General features: G+C 69.5%; 16 protein-coding genes and 1 pseudogene. 3 read left to right on the top strand and 14 right to left on the bottom strand.

What is annotated here, in order from left to right; translation table 11 throughout:
• Window positions 1–320 precede the first annotated feature (320 nt).
• The 4 genes and pseudogenes from ACWBNA_RS09105 to ACWBNA_RS09090 all read right to left on the bottom strand — a co-directional run bounded on the left by ACWBNA_RS09105 (window position 321) and on the right by ACWBNA_RS09090 (window position 3,024).
• Window positions 321–1,496, bottom strand: coding sequence for an MFS transporter (locus tag ACWBNA_RS09105; protein WP_482703726.1), 1,176 nt, complete (start codon window positions 1,494–1,496; stop codon window positions 321–323).
• 11 nt (window positions 1,497–1,507) lie between these two features.
• Window positions 1,508–1,708, bottom strand: a complete 201-nt coding sequence (locus ACWBNA_RS09100; RefSeq protein WP_482703725.1) for a hypothetical protein — start codon at window positions 1,706–1,708, stop codon at window positions 1,508–1,510.
• 41 nt (window positions 1,709–1,749) lie between these two features.
• Window positions 1,750–2,283: pseudogene (locus ACWBNA_RS09095) on the bottom strand (MFS transporter); the annotation flags it as partial.
• Window positions 2,284–2,526: 243 nt separating this feature from the next.
• Window positions 2,527–3,024, bottom strand: coding sequence for a PaaI family thioesterase (locus tag ACWBNA_RS09090; RefSeq protein WP_482703724.1), 498 nt, complete (start codon window positions 3,022–3,024; stop codon window positions 2,527–2,529).
• A 103-nt stretch (window positions 3,025–3,127) separates the two neighbouring features.
• Here ACWBNA_RS09090 and ACWBNA_RS09085 point away from each other — a divergent pair, with 103 nt between their 5' ends.
• Window positions 3,128–3,595: a winged helix-turn-helix transcriptional regulator gene (locus ACWBNA_RS09085; protein ID WP_482703723.1), complete on the top strand. Its 468-nt coding sequence runs from the start codon at window positions 3,128–3,130 to the stop codon at window positions 3,593–3,595.
• A gap of 121 nt (window positions 3,596–3,716) precedes the next feature.
• On the opposite strand, the gene ACWBNA_RS09080 is transcribed toward ACWBNA_RS09085, so the two are convergent.
• The 8 genes from ACWBNA_RS09080 to ACWBNA_RS09045 all read right to left on the bottom strand — a co-directional run bounded on the left by ACWBNA_RS09080 (window position 3,717) and on the right by ACWBNA_RS09045 (window position 14,052).
• Window positions 3,717–4,406: a TetR/AcrR family transcriptional regulator gene (locus tag ACWBNA_RS09080; RefSeq protein WP_482703722.1), complete on the bottom strand. Its 690-nt coding sequence runs from the start codon at window positions 4,404–4,406 to the stop codon at window positions 3,717–3,719.
• A gap of 471 nt (window positions 4,407–4,877) precedes the next feature.
• A complete protein-coding gene (locus ACWBNA_RS09075) occupies window positions 4,878–5,636 on the bottom strand; it encodes an SDR family oxidoreductase (RefSeq protein ID WP_482703721.1) in 759 nt (252 codons plus the stop codon).
• Entirely contained in the window at window positions 5,633–6,421 is a 789-nt protein-coding gene (locus tag ACWBNA_RS09070; protein ID WP_482703720.1) for an enoyl-CoA hydratase/isomerase family protein, read from the bottom strand. Before ACWBNA_RS09070 ends, ACWBNA_RS09075 begins: the two co-directional genes overlap by 4 nt.
• Window positions 6,418–8,061 carry an AMP-binding protein gene (locus tag ACWBNA_RS09065; RefSeq protein ID WP_482703719.1) on the bottom strand — a complete coding sequence of 548 codons (1,644 nt, stop codon included), beginning with the start codon at window positions 8,059–8,061 and terminating at the stop codon, window positions 6,418–6,420. The genes ACWBNA_RS09070 and ACWBNA_RS09065 overlap by 4 nt, the downstream gene beginning before the upstream one ends.
• Entirely contained in the window at window positions 8,058–9,803 is a 1,746-nt protein-coding gene (locus ACWBNA_RS09060) for a CocE/NonD family hydrolase (protein WP_482703718.1), read from the bottom strand. The genes ACWBNA_RS09065 and ACWBNA_RS09060 overlap by 4 nt, the downstream gene beginning before the upstream one ends.
• Before the next feature lie 1,059 nt (window positions 9,804–10,862).
• Window positions 10,863–11,780: an alpha/beta hydrolase gene (locus tag ACWBNA_RS09055; RefSeq protein ID WP_482703717.1), complete on the bottom strand. Its 918-nt coding sequence runs from the start codon at window positions 11,778–11,780 to the stop codon at window positions 10,863–10,865.
• A gap of 86 nt (window positions 11,781–11,866) precedes the next feature.
• The gene (locus ACWBNA_RS09050) at window positions 11,867–12,928 is read right to left on the bottom strand and encodes an alkene reductase (RefSeq protein WP_482703716.1); all 1,062 of its coding nucleotides are present in this window, start codon (window positions 12,926–12,928) and stop codon (window positions 11,867–11,869) included.
• 332 nt (window positions 12,929–13,260) lie between these two features.
• Complete coding sequence (locus ACWBNA_RS09045; protein WP_482703715.1) at window positions 13,261–14,052, bottom strand: SDR family NAD(P)-dependent oxidoreductase; 792 nt, start codon at window positions 14,050–14,052, stop codon at window positions 13,261–13,263.
• A gap of 514 nt (window positions 14,053–14,566) precedes the next feature.
• Here ACWBNA_RS09045 and ACWBNA_RS09040 point away from each other — a divergent pair.
• Window positions 14,567–15,133, top strand: a complete 567-nt coding sequence (locus tag ACWBNA_RS09040; protein WP_482703714.1) for a TetR/AcrR family transcriptional regulator — start codon at window positions 14,567–14,569, stop codon at window positions 15,131–15,133.
• Window positions 15,134–15,856: 723 nt separating this feature from the next.
• Here ACWBNA_RS09040 and ACWBNA_RS09035 read toward each other — a convergent pair.
• Window positions 15,857–16,330: a winged helix-turn-helix transcriptional regulator gene (locus ACWBNA_RS09035; protein ID WP_482703767.1), complete on the bottom strand. Its 474-nt coding sequence runs from the start codon at window positions 16,328–16,330 to the stop codon at window positions 15,857–15,859.
• A gap of 197 nt (window positions 16,331–16,527) precedes the next feature.
• Between ACWBNA_RS09035 and ACWBNA_RS09030 the strand changes: the two genes are divergently transcribed.
• Entirely contained in the window at window positions 16,528–17,541 is a 1,014-nt protein-coding gene (locus tag ACWBNA_RS09030) for an NADP-dependent oxidoreductase (protein WP_482703713.1), read from the top strand.
• 476 nt (window positions 17,542–18,017) lie between these two features.
• On the opposite strand, the gene ACWBNA_RS09025 is transcribed toward ACWBNA_RS09030, so the two are convergent.
• Complete coding sequence (locus ACWBNA_RS09025; RefSeq protein WP_482703712.1) at window positions 18,018–19,031, bottom strand: enoyl-CoA hydratase/isomerase family protein; 1,014 nt, start codon at window positions 19,029–19,031, stop codon at window positions 18,018–18,020.
• Between the last annotated feature and the right edge of the window lie 24 nt (window positions 19,032–19,055).

The following is a 19,055-nucleotide window of genomic DNA, read 5'->3' as shown; positions in this document are numbered from 1 at the left end:
AATTATGACCGTACTCACATGAGGACCGGGAAGCATGTTCGCCACTGCGCACGCGACCGGTGCGGTGGGAGCTCCGCTGCTGCGAGGCCGCCGGTCCGGGTGGCATCCCTACCCGTGCCTTCTGGGGAGACTGCGCTACCGACCGCTGCCCGACCGCCCGCGTCACGGCCTCGCCCAACCCGCTTCGACCGTCTCGCCGCGGCGGCATGAGCAGGCGGACGCCTTCGCCCATCTGGGCAGGATCCGCAATGACGGTGCCCGCGGTGACGTCAGAGCAGCCCTCTTCTGACGTCACCGCGCCAGGGCTCCGGACGGGCCTCCTACCTGCCCCCGGGCAGCACCTCGGACTCGGACCCGGTCACGGCAACCCGATCCCCGGACGCTTCGACGGCGTGGTGCTGTGCCATCTGGATGTGCCGCAGGCCGAACCAGGCGACCAGCGCTATCAGCGCGAAGGCCGCGCCGGCTTGGACGAAGCTGAGGGTGAACTGCGATTGGGCGGGCACTGCCGGGGAGCCTGCGGGGAGGTGTGCGACGCTCTCGGAGGCCAGCACGGTGGTGATCACCGCGCTGCCGATGGCGCCGCCGGTGGAGCGCGAGATGGAGTTGATGCCGTTGGCTATGCCGCTCTCGCGCTGCGGCACGGCGGCCACGATGATCGCCGGCATGGCCGCGTAAGCCAGACTGATGGCAGCACCCACGAAGGCGCCTGCTCCGACGACCGACAGAGTGCGGCCGTGGTCCAGGGCGAGCCAGGCGAAGCCCGCCGTGCCGCTCGCCGAGGCCAGCGCCAGGACCGCCCGCGGACCGTGGCGGCGAACCAACTGTCCGCCGACCGGCGCGGTGAGCAGCGACACCACAGCGCTGGGCAGCAGGTACTCCACCGATGCGCGCAGCACACTCGCGTCGAATCCGTATCCCGCGACCCTCGACGGCATCTGGACCAGGTAGGACACGCCGATGATGAGCACGAACGTGCCGTAGCCGACCAGGAGCCCGGCGAGATTGGCGAAGAGCACCGGCCGGTGGACGAACATCCGCATGTCGACCAGCGGTTCCGGCACCTGCCGCTCGACCAGCACCCAAACGGCGCCCATGGCGGCTGCACCGGCGAAGCAGCCGATCGTGCTCAGTGAGGACCAGCCCCACTCGTGTCCCTGGGTGATCGGCAGCAGAAGCGACACGAGAGTCGCGGCGAGGGTGAGGGTGCCGAGGATGTCGGTGCGGCCGCCGGTCGCGTGACGGGTGGCCGGGACCAGCGTCAGAACAGCGGCGAGGACGATGAGGGCGAGCCCGGTGGCCAGCCAGAACACGCTGCGATAGTCGGGGTGGGAACCCGCTGTGAGCAGACCGGCGGCGACCAGGGCGATGCCGCTGCCGAACGCGAACGCTCCACTGGCCATCGCCAGCGCCGCCGGGAGCTTCTGCGGACGGATCTCCTCGCGCAGGATGGACAAGGAGAGAGGGAAGATCGCGGTGGCGGCGCCTTGCAGCACCCGGCCGGTGATCAGCCACAGCAGGGAATGCGTGGTGGCCAGGGGTGGGAACCCGCTGTGAGCAGACCGGCGGCGACCAGGGCGATGCCGCTGCCGAACGCGAACGCTCCACTGGCCATCGCCAGCGCCGCCGGGAGCTTCTGCGGACGGATCTCCTCGCGCAGGATGGACAAGGAGAGAGGGAAGATCGCGGTGGCGGCGCCTTGCAGCACCCGGCCGGTGATCAGCCACAGCAGGGAATGCGTGGTGGCCAGGGGTGGGAACCCGCTGTGAGCAGACCGGCGGCGACCAGGGCGATGCCGCTGCCGAACGCGAACGCTCCACTGGCCATCGCCAGCGCCGCCGGGAGCTTCTGCGGACGGATCTCCTCGCGCAGGATGGACAAGGAGAGAGGGAAGATCGCGGTGGCGGCGCCTTGCAGCACCCGGCCGGTGATCAGCCACAGCAGGGAATGCGTGGTGGCCGCCAGTACGGTGCCGGCGATCAGCACCAGCATGACCCCGACGAGGGTGGGCTTCTTGCCGTGCTGGTCGCCGAAGCGGCCGAGCAGGGGTGTGAACACAGCGGCGGACAGCAGGGTGGCGGTGGTGACCCAACTGGCGTTGGCGGCGGTGGTGTGCAGGCTCTTCTGGATCAGGCTCAGGATCGGCACGACCAGCGTCAGCATCATCGACACGATCATGGCGGCGAGGCTCAGCGCCAGGACGATGACCTTCTCACTCCTGTGCCGCCCGGCGGGCGCGGAGTCGTGGACGGGGACACTGCCAGATCCGGTGCCGGTGCTCATGGGGTTCGAAGTCCTTCGGATCGCGCCAGGGACGGCGGGTACGCGGTACCAGGAATGCCGCGGGCCGCGGCAGCGTACGGACCCGCGGCTTGCCGCATTCGGTCGTGGCGAGTTGAGGCGTACGTGCGGTGGTATGGCCGTCAGCCGAAGTCGTGGTCGCAGTCGCAGTCGCAGTCGCAGTCGCAGTCGCAGTCGCAGTCGGGAGCGTCCCCCGGTGCGGACCGTGAAACAGCCCGTCGAGGTTCAGGGCGCGGGCACCACCGGGAAGAGCAGGCAGCTACTGGTGGCGTGGGCGAGGAGACGATCTTTCGCGTCAACCAACTGGGCCTGGGCGAGGGCGGTTTGACGGCCCTTGTTGATGAGGGTGCCGATGGCGCGCACCGTGCCGGTGTCCACGGTGATCCGCCGCAGGAACTTCACCGTCAGGTCGAGCGAGGTGTACGCCATGCCCTGCGGAAGAGTCGACTGGACGGCGCAGCCCGCCGCCGAGTCGAGCAGAGTGGCGAAGATGCCGCCGTGCACACTGCCGATCGGGTTGTAGTGCTCCTCGCCCGGCGTCAGCGAGAAGACCGCCCTGCCGGGCTCCACCTCGTCCAGGGTGAAGTCCACGGTGTGGCTGATCGGCGCCCGCGGCAGCCGCCCCGCTCGCACCTCGCGCAGGAAGTCGATGCCGGCCATGCGCCCGGCGGCCTCCGCCGAGATCGCGGGATCGTCCCATTGATACGTACGCGTTCGCCCCACGACCCAGCGCCTTCCCTCTGCCTGTCAGCTGACTTTTCCAAGCGAAGCTAGGCTTCTGCTCACCTGACTGTCAATGGCGAAGGCAGGGCCTTACCATGGCGGAATGGAGTGGCTTGAGGCGAGCACGGAGAACTGCCCCGTCCAGCGCACGCTCGACGTGATCGGGGAGAAATGGACGCTGCTGATCCTGCGTGACGCCGTCAACGGCGTCCGCCGCTTCGACGACTTCCACCGCCACATCGGCCTGTCGGAAGCCGTCCTGAGCGACCGCCTTCGCAAGCTGACCTCGGCCGACATCCTGAAGACCGTCCCCTACCAGGAGCCCGGCAGCCGCTCCCGCAACGAGTACCGCCTGACCCGCAAGGGCTGGGACCTGTGGCCCGTCCTGATGGCGCTCAGCCAGTGGGGCGAGGCACACACCCTCGGCCCCGAGGGCCCCGTACTGGACGTCCGCCACACCGAGTGCGACGCCCCGGTCCGCGTCGTCGTCGAGTGCTCCGCGGAGCACTCCACCCTCACCCCCCGGGAAGTCACCGCCCGGCTGGCAACAGGCGCCCGACTCCGGACATGAGCCGACGACCTCGCGGTCGCGGGCCGGGCAGGGGTGAGAGATCAGTCGAGTGCCGGGCACTCCGCCGCCGTTGGCCCCTGGTTACGCGCCTGTCGGCAGCCCAGTTCGCCGCAGGCGGGCCTCACCTGGGCCCGGAGACGTGACCCCGGGGCGAGCTGACGAGTGTGGAACCGGACTCGGATGTGCCCTGCCCCGAGCTGAGCCCGTCCAGCAGGAGGTCCCCGAGCTCGGAGAAGGCGTCGCCTGCGGTCAGGCCGGTCCGCTCCAGGAGGGCCCCCGACTGGACCGCGTCGATGGTGACCGCCACGACCTGGGCGGCGAAATGGCCGTTGAGCGCGCGGAAAACGCCGCTCTGCACGCCCTCCTCGATCAGTTCGTGGACCCGCTGCGCCGCGGCGGCGGAGTTCTTGCGGTAGATCTGCGCCGTCGGTTCGTAACCGACCATGTCGTCGTAGAAGGCGTGGGAATGCCGGCGCATGGCCGTGCCCACGCCGGCGAGGTAGACCCGGATCCGCTGCCGGGGGTCGGGTTCGGCCTGGACAGCCTGTTCGATCTCGGCTGTCGCGTCCCGGAAGAAGGCGCGGGTGACCGCCAGCACCAGTTGTTCCTTCGTGGAGGCAAGGCTGTACAGCGTCGCCTTGGAGCACCCCAGTCGCTGGGCGAGCTCATCCATGGTCACTGCGGTGAAGCCTTCGGTCAGGATGATCGCCTCGACCTGGCGCAGCAGCTCGTCCCGCCGACCAGTGTCGACGACCCGCCTGCGCGCCGTTCGGCGCGGGCGTCGGTCGCGTGAGTCTGGTTGGGCCGTCACCGCAACAATCCCCCATGAGCGTCTCCGCCTGACGTGGCGTTCCGGTCGCCCGGACCGGAAGACCGGCCCTCGTGGCGAAAACAAAGCAGCTGCCAGCGTACCGGCTAACGTACCCAGGCTTGGAGACGCGGCGAGTCCCTGGAGGAGCTCATCGGCGAGGTCCCTCTGCACCGCACCCGGGGCGCCCCGCCCGACAGCGCCGGGGCAGCCGCGTTCACTGACTGGCCCTCTTGGGCCTCCGGCTCCGGAAGCTCTCGTACGACCAGGGCCTCGGGACCCGTGAACGCGGTGACGAGCACACCCTGCATCGGTACCCCCCGGTCCCAGGGACCGCCTCGAGACCACTATGTGTTCGCACACCCGCGAACCGGATCGGCTGTGTGACTGTTTCGACGATCGCCTCGCACCGAGCAGCCGGACGACGTATGCCGATGCGGCGGCTGATCACCTGCTCGTCCGCCGGGTTCGCGGTTACCGGATCGAGGATCCGATGGAGAGGCCGCCGTCCACGTCCAGGACGATGCCGGTGATGTAGCCGGCGGCCTCGCCGGCGAGGAAGGCTGCCGCTTCGGCGATGTCCTCGGGCGTGCCGGTGTGGCGCATCGGGACCTTGTTCGTGAGTTTGTCGCGTGCGGGGGCGTTCATGGAGGCGAGCATGGGTGTGTCGATGAGGCCGGGGGCGATGGCGTTGGCGGTGATGCCGTGGCGGGCGCCCTCCAGCGCGAGGGTGCGGGTCATACCGACGATGCCGGCCTTGGCGGCCACGTAGTTGGTCTGGCCGAAGTTCCCGCGCCATGACATGGAGGAGAAGCTGATGATGCGTCCGTAGCCCTGGCGTTTCATGGGGCCGAACGCGGCGCGCGCGCAGTGGAAGCCGCCGGTGAGGCTGACGTCGATGACCGCGTGCCAGTCGTCGTCGGTGATGTCCTCGACTCGGTTGTCGCGGATGATGCCGGCGTTGTTGACCAGCACGTCAAGGCGGCCGAGATCGGCGGTGACACCGGCGATCCAGGCATCGACCTGGGCGGAGTCGGTCACGTCCACCCGGTCGGTGCGGAGTTTCGCGTCGTGGGCGTTGGCGATGGTCCGGGCGGCGTCGGTGAGGGCCTGTTCGTTGACGTCGGCCAGCGCGACGGTGGCGCCCTCTGCGGCGAACCGGGTCGCCATGGCGAAGCCGAGGCCTTGGGCGGCGCCGGTGATGGCGACGACGCGTCCGTGGTAGCGATTCACTTGGTGTCTGCTTTCGTGGTCCGGGGAGTGAGGAAGGCCCGCAGGGCGTCGGCCACGGAGCTTGCCGTCCAGTTGTCGGCGAAGGTGGCCAGTTCCTCGCGCAGGGCGTGCTCGGTGGGGATGCCGTCGATCCGGTGCAGCAGCGTCTTGAGCTGTTGCTGGGCGGGGCTGCTCTGGTCGGCCAGTTGCCGGCAGACGCGGGTGGCGGTGGCGTCGAGGTCGGCCTCGGGCACGATCGCGTGGATCCAGCCGGTGTGCGCGAAGGAGGTCGCGGGCAGCAGTTCGCCGGTGAGCAGGAGCCAGCGCGACAGTCCGCGTCCGACCGCACCGGGAAGCCGGACGCTTGACCCGCCGGCCGGTACCAGCCGCCGGTTGAGGTGACCGTCGCCGATGAGGGTGGTGTCGGCGGCGACGACGACATCGCAGGCAAGCGCGAGTTCGAGGCCCCCGGCGACGGCGTGACCGTGCAGCACGGCGACCCAGGGTTTCGGGCTGGCCGCGATGCGGCTGAAGCAGGCCGATACGTCGGTCAGGAAGTCGACCGGGTTGTCGCCCCTGTCGTGCAGCTCCAGGAACTGGTGGAAGTCCCCGCCGGCACAGAAGCTCGGCCCCCTGCCTGCCACGGCGATGACCGCTGTGCCGGGGTCGGCCTCGGCGCTGGTGATCTGCTTGTCCAGGGCTTCTATGAGGGAGACGTCGAGGGCGTTGCGCCGCTCCGGGCGGTTGAGCAGCAGCCAGCGGACGGTGCCGCGTTGCTCGACGAGCAGAGGTTCGATGCCGGTCAACGTGGCTCCGGGGCGGCGAGTTCGGTGCGTCGGCGGCTGCGCAGCAGGTAGCGCTGGGTCTTGCCGCTGGGCGTTTTGGGCAGGGCGTCGATGAAGTGGATCGTGCGCGGGTAGGCGTGGGCGGCGTAGCGGGTCTTGACCAGCAGCTGGAGTTCGGTGGCCAGTTCCGGCGAGGGGTCGTGGCCGTCGCGGAGGACGACGTACGCCTCGATGACCTCGCCGCGGACGTCGTCGGGTGCGCCGATGACGCTGCACTCGGCGACGGCGGGGTGCTGGGCGAGGACGCTCTCGATCTCGAACGGCCCGATCCGGTAGCCGGCCATGATGATGACGTCGTCGTCGCGGGAGGAGAAGAAGAAGTCGCCGTCGGCGTCGATGCGTCCGGCGTCGCCCGTGAGGTACCAGTGGCCGTCGGCGGTGAACTTGGCGTCGCTCTGCCCTGGGAGCTGGTAGCCGCTGAAGGTCATCAGCGGGCTGGCGGCGACGTCGATCGCGACCCGGCCGAGCACGCCTGGTTCGGCGGGCTCGTCCTTCTCGTCGGCCAGGACGGTGAGGCTCCAGCCGGGCAGCGGCCGGCCCATCGATCCGGCCTTGAGGGGGCGGGCGAGTTCGGGATGGTGGTGGTTGGCCAACGGCATGCCGACCTCGGTCTGGCCGAAGTGATCGTGCACGGCGAGGCCGAGCGCCGAGCCGGCCCATTCGTTGACCTCGGGAGTCAGTGGCTCCCCCGCGCTGGACGCCCGTTCCAGGTGCAGCCCTCGCGGCACCGGCACCGTTGAGGAGCGCAGTCCCCGGTACACGGTCGGGGCGGCGGCGAAGTCGGTGACCTGGTGGTCGACGAGGGTGCGCCAGGTCGTCTCCGGGGAGAACCCGCCGGACAGCAGCAGGCTGGGGATGCCTGCGGCCATCGGAGCGACGATGGCGGCGTACAGCCCGTAGGCCCAGCCGGGGTCGGCGGCGCACCAGTAGCTGCTCCCCGGGGTGACGCCGAGGCCGTACTCCAGGTAGACCTGCCATCCGGCGACGTAGGAGACGGGGTGGACGACCCCCTTGGGCTTGCCGGTGGTGCCGGAGGTGAACATGTGCACCAGCGGTCCGTCCCCGCTCGTGGTGACGGCGGGCACCGGCTCCGGCGACGCGGCCGCGACGAGGTCGGCCAGCAGGGCGTCACCGCGCAAGGCGGCGGTTCCGGTGACGACGACGCGGCGTTGAGGGTCGTCCGGCATGTCGGGGCCCGGGTCGAGTTTGTGGCGCTGGTCCGGGTCGACGACCACCACGTGCGCACCCGAGCCTTCCAGGCGCAGGGCGATGGCCTGGGGCGCGAACGCGGTGAACAGCGGGACGTAGACCGCGCCGAGCCGCCAGATCGCCAGGATGACGGTGACCAGGTCGGTGCTCTTGCCCATCAGGGTCGCCACCCTGTCACCCGGACCGACGCCGAGCCCCTGCAGTGCCCGCGCACAGCGGTGGGAGTCCGCGGCGAGCTCTCCGAACGTCAGCGGGGAAGGCTCACCGGCGCCGTCGACGACCGTGAACGCGACGCGGTCGGCGGGGTGCTGGTCGCACAGCAGCCAGGCCACGTTGACGGACGGAGCCGCGTATGTCTCGGTCAGGTCGGCGACCCGGTCGGCGGCGCTCATCGCTGGTCCTTCCGGTCGATGATCGGCAGGACCAGACGGCTGGGGTGGTTCGGCCCGTGATGGATGTGGTTGACCGCGGGGATCATCTGCTCCTCGCTCTCCTGGGCGATGACGCCTCCGGTGTTGGTGTTGCGGTCGTAGCGCGGGAAGTTGCTGCTGGATACGTCCACGCGGATGCGGTGACCGGGAAGGAACACGTTCGAGGTGGCGGTCATGTCGACGGTGATCTCGTAGACCGTGCCGGGGTCCATCAGTTCTTCCGTGGCGAGGCCTCCTCGGTAGCGGGCGCGCAGGATCCCGTCGCACAGGTTGATCGCTTGGCCGTGGGGGAAGACGTCGACGAGCTTGGCGGTGAAGTCGGTGTCCACCGCCGAGGAGGAGACGAACAGGGTCAGGCTGACCGGACCGGTGACCTCGACGGGCTCCTCGAGCACGGGGCCGGCGAAGCACAGGACGTCCTCGCGGCCGGCGACCGTCCGCTGGTCGACCGGACCGCCGAACCCCGGCGTCATCGGCAGGCACGCCCCGCCGGCCGTGGGGACCGGGCGGCGCGGGTCGTAGAGGTAGGTGTCGTGCTCCACGCTGCTCGGCGGCTCGGTCGTCAACACGCCGTCGCCGTCTGCTGTGTTGGCGTGGCCGGCGCTGGTGAGGTGGAAGTCGGTCCACGTCGTGTCGGGCAGCGGCCACTCCTGCTCGTCGCGCCACTGGTCGATGCCCATGACGAAGATCTTCACGGGCGCCACGCCGTCCAGAGCGGCGGTGTCACCCCGGACCCAGCGGTCGAAGAACTTCACATGCAGGCCGGACAGGCCCATCACCTGGGCACTGGCCAACGGACCGAAGGAGCGGTCGGAGTAGACGCCACTCGTGGACATGTGATCCCACGGACCGATGATCAGCCGTTGCCCTGCGCGTGCCTGCGCGCTGCCTGCCTTCCGACGGGCGGTGGTGTAGGTGCGAACGGTCTGCCCGATGTAGAGGTCGTACCAGCCACCGATGTTGAGCGCCGGGACGGTGACGTTCTTGAGCTCGGGCGTGAGCTCCATGGCGTCCCAGTACCCGTCGTGGGCGGGGTGGGCCATCCAGTCGTCCCACCACTTCCCGTACGCCGCCAGGACCGGAACCTCGGCCGTCGGCAGCACATCATTGAGAGACTCGGGAAACAGCGCCGCCTGACCGAGCTGCTGCAGCTGGGACACAGTGCCCTCGCCGGCCGCGAGGGAACGCTGCGCGTCGGCCATGTACATCATGGCGTTCCACCACGTGACCAGGCTCAGCGACAGCGCCCCGCCCGCCGAGAACCAGGGCGCCTCGTAGTTGTCGATCGAGGTGAAGGTCGGCGCGATCGCCTTGAGGGCCGGGGCGCCGGTGGCGGCTGCTTCCCACTGGACCATCCCGAGGTAGGACGGCCCGTACATACCCACCGTGCCATCCGACCACGGCTGGCCGGCGACCCAGGCCACGGTGTCCTCGCCGTCCGCCCGGTCGGCCATATGGGGAACGAACTCGCCTTCCGAGCGGTGGGTGCCCCGGCAGTCCTGCACCACCAGCGCGTAGCCGGCCTCCAGCAACGCGAGGAAGCCGGGCATGGACTCATGGGTGATGCCGAGCAGGTCCTTGCCGTACGGGAGGCGCACGAGCAGCGTCGGACCAGCCCCTTCGGCCCGATGCCACACGTTGGCGGCCAGGGCTACGCCGTCACGCATCGGAATCCGGACATCTATGTCGTATACGTGCTGCATCGGCGCTCCTCGTTGAGCTGGCGGGGTGGGCCCCCGGAATGTGGGTACGTTATGGAGCACAGAAGTACCCTGTCAATTACCGCAACGGGGGCCGTTCTCACACCGCGATCGGATAGCGCGGGTTGCGTCCTGCCGCCTGGTACGGCGACAGATCGCCCGAACGACGAGAAACCACCCTGATGACGTGCCTCGATGTCGATGTGGCCAGTAGGACTCCGGCCCCGCGGTCGAAAGGCGGTCGACGGGTTCGGGGGGCATCGACGTACTGGGCGCTGGCGAAGAGAACTCCGTCGCGCAGCCCCAGGAGTGATCACGCCTTTTGGGGCGTGGTGAGCTACCGAGTAGCCAGCGGGCGGGCGCGGCTTGCATCGTTGCTACCGCTGCGCAAGAAGCCGGGGTGGACACCGGTATGGACGCGTCGGCAGTTGATCGACGACATGCGGTGTCGGACCGGGACATATGCTCCGTGGCGGGATGTGCACGAGGGGTACGACCGCTGGACCGGGTCTTCGACTGTGGAGAACGGTGTCGAACACGAACCCACTCCTGCCGCCCGGGTCGGGCATGCCGGGGCACGGCTGCCGACGGCCCTTCGGCGGGGATGGATGCCTTGGCATGACTCGCGATATCGCCAGAGCGGTCGGTCGCTTCAGCCGCGAAGCGACCGATCCGCTCAGGCCGGTTCACGTTTCATGATCTTGCCGGTGGCGGGTCAGGGGGGAGGCTCGCCGACTGGACTGCGACGTTGGCATCGGCCGCCGCAGCCCGGGAGTACCTCGCCGACGGCTGCGACGTCACTGTCATGCCACTGTCGCTGCCGACCGGACGTGACGGGTCCATGGCCCGGACGCGACCGAAGGCGTCGAGCTGCGCGCGCTGTGATGCGCGCGCGCAGCCCCACGCCTTCGTGGTCGGCCGTCCGGACCGTCGCCTGCCGGACCGCGGCGAGGTCGCGTGCGCAGCGGACCTGCGCGCCGCCGCCGGCCGTGTCGGCGTCCGTCCCCCGTCCCGGTCCGGCAGGTGCGCGAGTCCTCCAGCTGTCGAGCTCGTACCGCCCGGTCAGATCTTGGTCTTCTCCCGGACCCAGGCGCCGATCTGTGCGATGGCGGCGTCGGTCTCCGGAATCCGGCCGGCACCGTAGACGTACGAGTGCTGGCCTCCCTGGACGACCACGGTCGCCGTGTCGATTCCGGCGTCCTTGACGCGGGCGGCGAACTCCTCGTCCTCGCCGGCCAGGACCTCGTACGTGCCCCAGGAGACGAGGGTCGGGGGCAGACCGGTCAGGTCCGCCCGGTTCAGGTTGATCCGGGTGTCCGTGAACTCGATGCCCGTGCCGCCGATCCAGGATTCCCGGAAGAACTCCAGCAACCCCCTGCTGAGGATCTTGTCCGTCTCGGCGTTGGCCTCGATGGTCTCGTTGGCGATCTCGAGGTCGCACCAGGGGGAGATCGACACGATGGCGCCGGGCAGGGGCTGCTTCTTGTCGCGCAGGCGAAGCGCCAGGGCGACGGCGATGAACCCGCCGATCGAGTGGCCGATGGTGATGATGTTCCCCGGCTCATACCCTTCGGAGAGCAGCCAGTTGAAGGCCGCCTCCGCGTCGTCGACCTGGGCCGGGTACTTGTGTTCCGGTGCACGCCGGAAGTCCAGGACCAGTACGGGGGCCCCGGCGGCCTTGGCGATGTGGCCGGCGAGCTTTCGGTCGACGTGTGCCGACGACACGACGGAGCCCCCGGCGTGACTGTGCAGGAGGACGTAGTCGGTGTTGGCGTCGCCGGGTTCGCACCAGATTCCCAGCACGCCCCCCGCGTCCACCTCCCGGTAGGTGACGCCTTCCGGCTCCCGGGTCGTGAGATGGACGAGCTCCGACCGGGTGCGAATCGCATCCACCTCGGACTCGGGAATCACCAGTCCGGCCACAAAGTTCTCAAACTCGATCGCTTCCGGGCTCAGTTCAACAGCCGCGTGCTCAGACACTTGGTACCTCCATTGGGGCCATGTGGCATACCGGCCCGCGAGGACCGGTATGGCCGGGGTTTCTCAGGCGGAGAGAATGGGGCTCGTCAGGCGGAGAGGGTGGGGTAGTCGGTGTAGCCGGCCTCGCCGCCGCCGTAGAACGTGGCGGCGTCAGGGGTGTTCAGTGGCGCGCCGGTGCGTACGCGCTCGACCAGGTCGGGGTTGGCGAGTGCCAGGACGCCGACGGTGACGACGTCGGCCAGGCCGTCTTCGATGTCCTTCGCGCGGGTGGCGATGTCGGTGCCGGCCCGGTTGAGAACCAGCGTGGTCGGCCACAGCTTGCGGAGGGTGCGCAGAAGGTCGTCGTCGCCGCCGTGACCGATGTGCAGGTAGGAGAGGTTGAGCGGGGCGAGGGCACGCACGAGTGCCGGGTACAGGTCGTGGGTGTCGCTCTCGGCGATGTAGTTGAACGGGTTGCCGGGAGAGATCCGCAGGCCGGTGCGGCTGGCTCCGATCTCCTCGGCCACGGCGGTGGCGACCTCGACGGCGAAGCGGATGCGGTTCTCGAGGGAGCCGCCGTAGCGGTCGGTGCGCTGGTTGGTGTTGTCGGCGAGGAACTGGTGCACGAGGTACCCGTTGGCGCCGTGGATCTCGACGCCGTCGGCGCCTGCCGCGATGGCGGCCGCGGCGGCGCGCCGGAAGTCGTCGACCGTGGCGGCAACCTCCGCGGTCGACAGTTCGCGAGGTACCGGCATCTCCTGGAGCCCGGACGCGGTGAACATGGTGCCCGCCGGCTGGACCGGGGAGGGGGCGACCGGCTGCCGGTGGTGGGGGGTGTTGTCGGGGTGGGACATCCGTCCGGCGTGCATGAGCTGGATGACGATGCGTCCGTCGGCCTTGTGTACGGCGTCGGTGACCTTGCGCCAGCCGGCGATGTGGTCCTCGGTGTAGATGCCGGGGGTGAGCGGGTAGCCCTGGCCGTCGGCGTTGGGCTGGGTGCCCTCGGTGATGATGAGGGCGTGCGAGGCGCGCTGGGCGTAGTACTCGGCGTTCAGCTCGGTCGGCACGCCGCCCGGGGTGGACCGGTTGCGCGTCATGGGGGCCATCGCCAGCCGGTGCGGCAGGGGGATCTCCCCGACGGTCGTCGGGTTCCACATGGCGTTCGACATGGTGATTCCTCAAATGAAGGGTGCGAAATGAAGGGGTGAGAGAGCGGCGGCGTGATGGGCTGCCCCGCGCGTCACACGTATGCGGCGACCGGCCGGATGGGCTCGGTGACCTTCACGTGGAAGGCAGACCGCGTGGAGGGGCAGTCGACGGTGCGGACGGGCTTGCCGCGCACATGGCCGCCGTCATTGCAGTGCTGGGGCCCCGCTGTTCATGCAAGGGGAGGGCGCCGAGTGCTTGGTCTTCCCCGGACGCCGGAGGACCCATCGGTGGTGTGCAGCATCTGCCGTGCGGTTGTCACAAAGGGACTCCCGCACCGGAGTCGGAGCGGCAGTCAGCCGCGGTAGCGAGCGGCAGGGACCCGCTGCGACAGGTTCGGGACGAGTGTCTGACGCGCCTTCTCGAACGACTCCCAGTCACTGATCTCCGGCAGCGACGGGATGGTGACGGGCTCCCCGGCGTCGAGGCCGGCGAGCGCCGCGTCGACGGCGTCGTCCGCGCTCATGATCCACTCCTCGGGAAACGCCTCGAGGTCAGCGCCGGAGCCGTCCCAGAATTCCGTGCGGACGGCGCCCGGCAGCACGGCCTGCACCACGACGGGGCTTTCGGCGAGTTCCTGCTGCAGGGCCTGGGTGAACGTCAGCACATAGCTCTTGGTGCCGCTGTAGACGGCGCTGACGGGCAGGATGTTGAGTGCCAGCGCAGAGGAGACGTTCACCACGGTGCCGTGCCCTCGGGCCGTCAGACCCGGCAGGACCGCGGTGGTCAGCCTGGTCAGCGAGGTCACGTTGAGGTTGATCAGTGCCTCGGAGGCCGCCACATCGGAGGCCACGAGCGGGGTGAACAGCCCCCCGCCGGCGTTGTTGATCAGTACCTCGATGCTCTCGTCGGTCCGCAGACGCTCCTCGACCACGGAGATCTGCGCCGCATCGGTGAGGTCGGCGGTGATGACGTCCACCGCACGGCCCGTGCGGCTCCGGATGTCCGACGCCAGCGCTTCCAGCCGCGCAGCGTTCCGGGCCACCAGGATCAGGTCGTAGCCCCGGTCGGCGAGCCGCTGTGCGTAGGCGGCACCCAGGCCGGCGGACGCGCCGGTGACGACAGCGGTCTTGTTCTGCGTGGTCATGGAGTGGATCTCATTTCTGGCTGGCGAGTGAGTAGGGGGCAAAGCGTCGAGCCCTCTTTAGATTACGATAGATATCTAACGCAGTCCAGTCAACGTCCCCGACGCCGTCAGCCACCACTCCCGGCCGGAGACCGCTCAACGTGCACGCGGGCTATGGGAATCACGGCCGATCAGGCCCGGACGGAGGCCCCTCGGGCGCAGGGTCGCCGTGGACGGTTTCGCGTACCGCCCTCACGACGAGCACGCGGGCACACGGTCTCGGTGAGCGAGACCCACTACAAGGACCTGCACACTGCGGGCGCACCGAGCAGGACGCGAGCCGCCTGCCACCGCGGTGTCGGATCACCTGCGGCCCCATGGGGCGAGCAGCGCGGCCTCCGGCTCGACGGACCTTCGGCTTGCCGCGCACGGACCCAGACACCCGAGGAGCCGTCGGGACAGTACGCCACGGCCGGTCGCCCGACACTTCGCGTACGATAGATGTAATTCACTATCTAACGTGAGCAGGTGACTGATGAGTCGCGTTTCGCAAGCACAAGCGATCGAGAACCGCAGGCGCGCGGTCGCCGCGGCCTCCCAGCTCTTCAGGGAGCGCGGCGTGAACGGCATCAGCGTCGCCGATCTGATGAAGTCCATCGGGCTGACCACGGGCGGCTTCTACAAGCAGTTCGCCTCCAAGGAGGCCCTGATCGCCGAGGCGGCTCAGGCCGCTTTCGGGGACCTTGACCTGCTCCTGGAGTCGTTCGACACGGATCACGGCGATCACGACACGGCGCGCGCCGCCCTCGTCGACTTCTACCTGTCGGCCGAACACCGTGACCAGCCCGGCACCGGTTGCCCCACCGCGGGATTCGCGGGGGACGTGGCTCGCGAGTCCACCGCTGGGGAGGTGCGCGAAACGTACGCAGCCGGAGTCCAGGAATTCGCCTCGTGGATGTCCACCGACGCCGACGACGGTTTTCCGATGGTGGCCACGCTGGTGGGCGCGCTCCTGCTTGCCCGGGCGACGGCGGGCACAGAGGTGTCGGAGAAGATCCTGGAGTCGACCCACAAGGCCCTGACCGCACCACAGAGCCCTTGACCCGGAGTCCTGGACACCGACTTCGCGGCCAGGTCACCCCCACCCTCGGCGCCGCCGCCCGCGGCGACGGGGGCCGGGCGCAGGCCAGGCCCAACGCCACGCGTATAAACGGTCGTTGGGCCCGTCAGGGGGGTTGGTTTCGGTGCGCCGGGCAGGACGTACCTCCCGTAACCCGTCTTGCGGAACCCCGCCACTGCCGCCGCCTCGGCGTCGTACGGACAACTGCGCGAGACGGTCAACCGAGCCGTACTCACAGCCGCTGACGCCGACTACCCGCATCCGGCGACGTCACCTGCCGTGGACGTGCAGAGGCGAGGTGCCCACCTGAGCAGCAGCGGAGGCTGCCCGACCCTCCTCGCCCACAGCCATCACCGACGGACGGCCGAAGCCGGGCGGCACCACGACCGTCGCCACCGACGCCGCAGCCGCCGCCGGCACCGGCACTGGCACTGGCATCGGCACTGGCACTGGCACTGGCACCGATCGCCCAAGATGCCGTCCATCTGCCCCTGTCCGCCGAGATTCGGCGCGTGCGTTCTGCGGCGCGGACATGCGCGCCTGCGCGTCCCTGTACCGCTCCCCCGTCCACCACCGTCGCGGGTGCTCCATGTCCCGCTGCGGCAACCGCACCAACGGCCCTCCTCCCCCAGGCCGGGCCAGACGCAGTGAGCACACCCCGGCAGATCGCGTTCACCACGGGCATGGGGCGCAACCGCGCTCAGCTCACTCGGCGGGCCTCATACGAAACGCGGGGCCGGGGACGCTCTCGATGTCCTGCGCCTGCACGGCGTGGCCTCGTTCGCAGCGGATCTGGGCGTCGACGTGCGCGCCGCAGCCCCGGTGTCGCGCCAGTACGGCCGGGCCCTCCGGGTCTGCGCGGTAGCGGTCACCCCACTGCAGCAGCCCCAGCACGGCCGGGACCAGATCCATGCCCTTGGGCGTGATCACGTACTTCGGCCGACTCCGCGAGCCCGGCTCCTTGTAGGTCTCGGTAGCCAGGATCCCTTCCTCCACGAGCATCCGGAGTCGTGCCGAGAGAAGGTTGCGAGGACAGCCCAGGACGCGTTCGAAGTCGCTGAAGCGGGACGAGCCGTACCAGACCTCGCGGAGGATCAGGATCGTCCACTTCTCCCCCACCACCTCAAGAGTCCTGGCAATCGAGCAGTTCGACATGTCCCGGTCGAGACGGGGATCCATGCCGGCGTCGTGACGAACTTCGGTCCTCGCATCCATGAGGGTGATTCTAACCTCTCCTGAGTTTACTTTTCTATACTCAGAAAGTAGCGTCGTGGCCAGCACATCAACCCGGCCGCATGCGCGGAACGAGCGCGGCAGGAAACCTGCGCGAACAATCACATCCAGCACCGAAACACCCGCACAGGAAGGCGGCCGACATGAAGGCATTCGTCGTCGAGAAGTACGGCAAGGACGGCGTGCGCGCCGCAGAGGCACCCGAGCCCACCGTCGGAGACCGCGACGTCCTGGTCAAAGTGAGCGCCGCCAGTATCAACCCGCTGGACAAGATGGTCCGCAACGGGGAGTTCAAGCAGCTCATCAAGTACAAGCGTCCGTTCGTGCTGGGCCACGACGTGGCCGGCGTGGTGACGCGGGTCGGCTCCGCCGTACGCGGTTTCGAAGTCGGCGACGAGGTCTACGCCCGGCCGCGTGACCTGAGGATCGGAGGCTTCGCGGAGTTCATCGCGATCGACATGGACGATGTCGCGCCCAAGCCGGCCTCGCTGACCCTCCAGGAGGCAGCCGCGGTGCCGCTGGTGGCCCTGGCCGCCTGGCAGGTTCTCGTCGACCGTGCCCACGTGAAGCCGGGTCAGAAGGTGCTCATCCACGCCGGTGCCGGTGGCCTCGGGTCGACGGTCATCCAGCTCGCCAAGCACCTCGGCGCCTCGGTGGCGACGACCACGAACACCGACACCGAGAAGTTGGTCAGGGACCTTGGCGCCGACGTCGTCGTCGACTACACCAAGGAGGACTTCTCGAAGGTGCTGTCCGGCTACGACCTGGTGCTGGACTCTCTGGGCGGAGCGAACCTCGAGAAGTCGCTGACCGTGCTGAAGCCCGGCGGCCTCGCCATCAGCGTGGTCGGCCCGCCGGACGCCGCGTTCGCCAAGCAGCTCGGCGCCCCCTCGTTCATGGGTCTGGTCATGAACGTACTCAGCCGCAAGGTGCGGAAGAAGGCCAAGGCGCTGGGCGTGCGCTACGAGTTCCTCTTCATGCAGGCCAACGGTTCCCAGCTCCGCAAGCTCGGCGCCCTCTACGACAGCGGGAAGCTCCGCCCGGTCGTCGACAGCACCTTCCCGTTCGACCAGACACTCGAGGCGATGGCGCACGTCGAGCAGGGCCGCACCAAGGCCGGCAAGGTCGTGGTCTCGATGGTGCCCGACAACGGCTGAGACCGTGCCGGCCACCGACCCTCCGTCCGGCACGGTCATCCGGTGCGTCTCGCCCGACCCGGGAAATCCCCGTCTCTCGACCTGGGCGGACTCACGCAGGTGGTCCGTCCGCCGTGACCGCCGTGATCAGTCCCCACCCGCAACGGGTTCAAGGCTTGACCACGGCTCGGGTCGGCACAGAGCCGCGTGGCGCGCTGTTCGCGAGCCGTACAGGACGGCACTCGCAGCTCACGACGGACGCGTGACTGACGCATGGCGCCTTCTGCTCCCGCTTCCGTGACCACTCGCCCGGGACCTCAGGGGCCCGGGCGATGGAGCCGTTCGGCGCGTCCGAGTCGAGACGGCGGCGACCTCGACATCGAACGCCACCTTCCCGGACCCCAGTCGGCGGTGCCCGACTCCCTGCTCGTTACAGCGCGCCCCCTGCACGACCAGCCCCCATGCTCGAGGCAATGTCCTGCTCACGGCGGACACGCTCAGGACGGCAGCCCCTGTCCGCCGAGCGACGCACGTTGCCAGGTGGGAGTGCGGTCCTTGTCGACCAGGGCCGCGCGGACGCCCTCCAGGAAGTCCGGCGTGCGGATGGTCGTGCGCGTGAGGGCGAGTTCGGCGTCGAGGCACTCGCGCAACGTGCGCTGCCTGCCCTGGGCCAGCAGGGCGTGAGTGATCTCCAGGCTCTGCGGCGAGGCCGATTCCAGGGCGAGCAACGCGGCCGCAGCCCACGGGGTGTCGAGGTGGCCCAGGCGTTTCTCGATCTCGCCGAGGGTCGGCGCGCCGAACGCCCAGTCCACGTCCCCGCGTACCTCTGCCAGCCCGCTCTGCGCCACCGGGGAACGGCCGGCGAGGCGGTTCAGGACCACGTCCACCGGGTCGCCGGGGTTGCCGGCCAGCGCATCCCCGACCGTGTCGAGCCCGTCCGCGGGAACGAAGTGCGTGGCCAGGCCGGTGTACAGGGCGTCGGCCGCGTCGAGCCGGTGCCCGGTCAGTCCCAGGTACATACCGATCGCCCCGGGCAGCCTCGGCAGGAAGTAGCTGGCCCCGACGTCCGGGAAGAACCCGATCGCGGTCTCGGGCATAGCGAACACCGCGCTCTCAGTGACGACGCGGAAGCTGCCGTGGACGGACAGACCGAGACCGCCGCCCATGCAGAGGCCGTCGATGAGCGACACGATCGGCACGGGATACTCGGCGATCCGGGCGTTGAGCCGGTATTCGGAGGCGAAGAACCGCTCGCTGGCCTCGGCATCCCCGGCGAGGCTGTGCTCGCGGATCGTGCGGATGTCTCCGCCCGCGCAGAACGCCTTCGCGCTGGTGCTGGCGAGCATGACGGCGGACAGCGGGGTGTCCTCCCATTCGGCGAGCACGCGGTCGATGGCTGCGACCATGTCTGTCGTCAGGGCGTTGAGCGCCTTGGGGCGGTTCAGGAGGATGCGGCCGACGCCCCGGTGGACGTCGGCGAGAATGTCGACCGTAGCGGTGGTATCAGTCATCGGTCGTCATCTCGCCGTCCGCGC

The sequence above is a fragment of the Streptomyces sp. Q2 genome, assembly GCF_056820935.1.
The sequence above is the reverse complement of the archived record's forward strand: the minus strand, read 5'-3'. Positions and strand labels throughout refer to the sequence as shown.

Bases quoted from the DNA above. Each gene is read 5' to 3' on its own strand.
- ACWBNA_RS09085 (WP_482703723.1), top strand. From the start codon at position 3,128: ATGGAGTGGCTTGAGGCGAGCACGGAGAACTGCCCCGTCCAGCGCACG.
- ACWBNA_RS09065 (WP_482703719.1), bottom strand. From the start codon at position 8,061: ATGAGCGCCGCCGACCGGGTCGCCGACCTGACCGAGACATACGCGGCT.
- ACWBNA_RS09060 (WP_482703718.1), bottom strand. From the start codon at position 9,803: ATGCAGCACGTATACGACATAGATGTCCGGATTCCGATGCGTGACGGC.
- ACWBNA_RS09050 (WP_482703716.1), bottom strand. From the start codon at position 12,928: ATGTCGAACGCCATGTGGAACCCGACGACCGTCGGGGAGATCCCCCTG.
- ACWBNA_RS09045 (WP_482703715.1), bottom strand. From the start codon at position 14,052: ATGACCACGCAGAACAAGACCGCTGTCGTCACCGGCGCGTCCGCCGGC.
- ACWBNA_RS09040 (WP_482703714.1), top strand. From the start codon at position 14,567: ATGAGTCGCGTTTCGCAAGCACAAGCGATCGAGAACCGCAGGCGCGCG.
- ACWBNA_RS09035 (WP_482703767.1), bottom strand. From the start codon at position 16,330: ATGGATCCCCGTCTCGACCGGGACATGTCGAACTGCTCGATTGCCAGG.
- ACWBNA_RS09030 (WP_482703713.1), top strand. From the start codon at position 16,528: ATGAAGGCATTCGTCGTCGAGAAGTACGGCAAGGACGGCGTGCGCGCC.
- ACWBNA_RS09025 (WP_482703712.1), bottom strand. From the start codon at position 19,031: ATGACTGATACCACCGCTACGGTCGACATTCTCGCCGACGTCCACCGG.